General features: G+C 42.0%; 5 protein-coding genes. 3 read left to right on the top strand and 2 right to left on the bottom strand.

Features of this window, described 5'->3' with window-relative positions; all coding sequences use genetic code 11:
• Positions 1 to 379: 379 nt before the first annotated feature.
• Entirely contained in the window at positions 380 to 856 is a 477-nt protein-coding gene (locus tag I8U27_RS20140) for a DUF5680 domain-containing protein (protein WP_181755095.1), read from the bottom strand.
• Between the two features lie 75 nt (positions 857 to 931).
• A complete protein-coding gene (locus I8U27_RS20145; RefSeq protein WP_374057952.1) occupies positions 932 to 1,552 on the bottom strand; it encodes a flavin reductase family protein in 621 nt (206 codons plus the stop codon).
• A gap of 111 nt (positions 1,553 to 1,663) precedes the next feature.
• Here I8U27_RS20145 and I8U27_RS20150 point away from each other — a divergent pair, with 111 nt between their 5' ends.
• From I8U27_RS20150 to I8U27_RS21475, 3 genes are all read left to right on the top strand, one after another.
• The gene (locus I8U27_RS20150; protein ID WP_181755097.1) at positions 1,664 to 2,347 is read left to right on the top strand and encodes an ArsR/SmtB family transcription factor; all 684 of its coding nucleotides are present in this window, start codon (positions 1,664 to 1,666) and stop codon (positions 2,345 to 2,347) included.
• A gap of 77 nt (positions 2,348 to 2,424) precedes the next feature.
• On the top strand, positions 2,425 to 2,757 hold the full coding sequence (locus tag I8U27_RS20155; RefSeq protein WP_181755099.1) for an antibiotic biosynthesis monooxygenase family protein: 333 nt from the start codon (positions 2,425 to 2,427) through the stop codon (positions 2,755 to 2,757).
• An 80-nt stretch (positions 2,758 to 2,837) separates the two neighbouring features.
• The gene (locus I8U27_RS21475; RefSeq protein WP_198065925.1) at positions 2,838 to 3,203 is read left to right on the top strand and encodes a TrmO family methyltransferase domain-containing protein; all 366 of its coding nucleotides are present in this window, start codon (positions 2,838 to 2,840) and stop codon (positions 3,201 to 3,203) included.
• Positions 3,204 to 3,666 lie beyond the last annotated feature (463 nt).

Genomic DNA, 3,666 nt, shown 5'->3' on the forward strand with positions numbered 1-3,666 from the left:
GGATCAAACTCTCCATGAAGTTTGATTGCTCAAAAAGAATCAACAGGTCGTGTAATCACTCTTTAGTTTTCAAGGAACACTTTGCTTCGTTTGTTGCTAACTCATTTAAGCAGCGACAAGACCTATCTTATCACACTTGAGCGAATATGTCAACAACTTTTTTGGAGTTTTTTCGCTGTCCCGTCAGGCCGCCAGAGAAGCAGCTGTGTCAGCAACGTAAAATAATATAGCATGTGATTCAGGAATATGTCAACGTTTTTTTTAAATGTGAAACGAATACTCTTTTGATATGTTGAGGGGTGAACGTTCACCTTGTTCCGGAACAAGTTTTATTTTCTTTTTACTTTTTATCCAGAAATTCCTTCAGGGATGAAAAGTTTCAACGGATAAATCCACCTTGATAGCGTAATTCGTACACTTTGCTTTCATTCTGCTTTATATATTCAAACCCCCAAAAGTCTCCTAAATCCCCGATATTTTCATCATAGTATGCATATTTTTCGTTAATTAATTGCTTCGGACCCCTGTAAGGTCTCTCAGGACTTACCTTTCTTAACGCAGTTCTCAAAAAAGAGTATATATCCCGGACTGCTTGTGTTGAAGAAAGAGACCGGCTTACACCCCCGGCATAGCTCATCGACCAAAGAGGACTGCCTTCAAAATAAACGGTTTCCTGCCCCGCAAAATAAACGAAGCCATAATAAACATCCCGGTACAAAAATTTACTTTTAGAATACTCCAGCTGCTTTGATCCTGGAAGCAGCGGTTGAACTGACGCACCATCTCCTTGCGAAGCATATGTGTGGATTTTGGCCTCCATTAAAAACTGACGCAGCTCTTTTTCCGTAAAATTCACGAGCAACAACCCCAAACATTTGTTTGCACACTATCTTAATACAATTTCCTTCACACTTCAATATATTAAAAAGAACTATGTTTCAGCTCGAAACGTTTTACCCAGTTCTTTTCCAAGGCCAAAATAATGCCGGAAATTATAAATGAGAGGGCTCCATACTCCGGGATCAATGTAATGGTCACCGATTACAATTTCTGAATGTGCATGAACATGTATAACTTTTGTTTCAACGATGGCAAAGTAAGGACTATGTTCAGGGACCCTGATATTCTGTACATTTGCTTCAATTTGAATCGGACATTCCATGATCCGGCTCGGTTGTACTGCGTCAGAAAGCAATGGAGTCAACCCGGAAGCACGAAACTTGTCCTTTTCAAATTTAAAACCCATCTCTTTTTTAAATTCGGGAACAGGATATTTCCCCGTATAGCAAGCTAATTTCTCCACCTTTTCCCATAGTGGGGGATGGGGAATGTTTATCACACATTCCCCATGACGCTTTATATTTTCAAATCCTTTCCCCTCCACACTCAACCCGAGCACAATTGAATCTCCGAGTGCCCATGAGGAGGAAATAGGACTAATATTAGTTGTCTCATCTTCATTTAAGGTATTTAATAATACAACCGGAGTTCCGTAGTATAAAATTTTGGGACGTATAATCTGATCCGGGAACCTTGCTGCTTCTTGTTTCATAAGCGATGACACCCTTTCCATGTCTATATAAAGTGATCTGACTCTATTGTAGAACACAAATATTTCGGCTATCATCGAAATATGAAATGCATAAGGAAAGGAGGATGTTCATTGGGAGGCAATTCAAATGTAGCCGATGTGGCATCATTGCTCTGTGAACCATCCAGGGCAAACATGCTGCAAAGCTTACTGGATGGAAGGTTTCACACCGCTACTGAGTTGGCGGTCATTGCAGGGATAACGCCGCAAACTGCCAGTTACCATTTATCACTCATGCTGGAATTAAAAGTAGTGACAGTAAAAAAGAACGGACGACACAGGTATTACCAGTTGGCTGACGGTCAGATTGCTCAAGTGTTAGAGTCCCTTTTATGCATTGCTCCCTCCGAAAAAATCAACTCCCTGAAAAAATTTAACCAAAATCAGGCCATTCGTTTTGCTCGTACCTGTTATGATCACCTTGCCGGAAAACTGGGCGTTCATCTGACGGAGACAATGGTCAAGATGGGAATATTACACCCATCCGGTGCTGATTTTGCCCTCACAGAAGAGGGAAAAATATTTTTAACCAATTTTGGTATTGATGTCCTAAGAGCACAAAAGAAGCGCCGTTCTTTTGCACGCTGTTGTCTTGACTGGAGCGAGCGGCGCTATCACCTCGCGGGTTCTTTGGGACACGCCTTATTAGAAAAGCTATTTGCCTTAAGCTGGATTGAACAGCTGCCCGAGAGTCGTGCGGTGAAAGTCACTGAAACAGGGGCCGAAGGATTTAAAAATGTTTTTGCCATACAATAAAGCCTGTCAGATCAATGAAAGATTGAACCCCTCGGTCAGAAAAGGTTTCTATCCTTTCCAACTAAAAGGAGTGACAAATGAGCTTGATTGCCAAGACGCCGAATCCGCCTTATTATGCAGTTATTTTTACTTCTGAGCGAACTGAAGTCACGAAAGGTTATGAACAAATGGCAGAACGGATGCTTACCCTGGCTTCGGAGCAACCGGGGTTTTTAGGCGAAGAAAGTTTTCGTGATGAAAATGGCTTCGGAGTCACCATTTCCTATTGGGACTCATTAGAAGCAATCAAACAATGGAAAGAGAATTCATTCCATCAGGTCGCGCAAAATCTGGGAAAAAAAGAGTGGTATAAAAGATACAAGACAAGAGTGTGCAAAGTGGAAAAAGACTATTTTTTCTTGAGTGAATAAGCGAGGTCAATAAAAGGCCCCGTTTTTTAATTGAATGGAGGTTGAATTGTGTAAACAGAGAAGGATTGATAATAAAAAATTTGTATAAAAACAGATATAGTGCTACCACGCAATCGGGTGGACTGGTCCAAAGCGGGTATTTTTGCCCAGAGAGTCAAAGCGCCCCAAATCAAGTCGGGGTTTCCCGTTGCCGGTTATTAAGTGTTGAGGGGCTCACTCTAACAGTAAAAGGACTGGATGCCATCGATCAGACCCCTGTGCTTGATATTAAGCCCTATATGGTTGAATTGGACCCATCGACCCCGTTTCCCAACCGGATTGGGCCACCAAGCTTATGCGAAATTATTATCGTGAGGAGAAAAGCCCCGTTTATTGAACATTCGGAGAGAAGGATTTCTGCCGTCAGGGAAACATGGTACCTTTGTGCAGGGTCTATATCAGCATAACTGGTATGACAGGCGGAATCCAAGGGCATTTTCTTTGGGCATCATGCCTTCCCTGATGTAAACATCAACACAAGGTTAAAGATGAAAGAGGTTCGTATGGACGGGTGGTTAAAAACCCACCATTGAAATGGCGATGTAGTTGCTGTGGGTATAAGTCAGACCGTCTGAAGCCGATTCATCCCCACTACTTTGATAGGCAAAATTTTCAGCTTTTTGGGATAAAAAGGAGCAAACCCGTATGAGTTCGCTCTTGAGCCTTTACAAAACCGGCAGTTTTCCTTCCAATATAGCTATGTTAAAATCTTTGATCTTCCATATACCTTTGTGGATGGGTGTGGGTTGCCACGCCGAATGAAGCGGGAAACCCAGCATGAGTTGTTCATTCCATGCCTTCTGAAATAAAAAAGGTCTGCAACGGTGAAATACAATAAAAGCCACTCAGGTTCACTGAGTGGCTTTTATT

Origin of the sequence: Paenactinomyces guangxiensis (genome assembly GCF_016055185.1) — a bacterium.
Classification (GTDB): domain Bacteria; phylum Bacillota; class Bacilli; order Thermoactinomycetales; family Thermoactinomycetaceae; genus Paenactinomyces; species Paenactinomyces guangxiensis.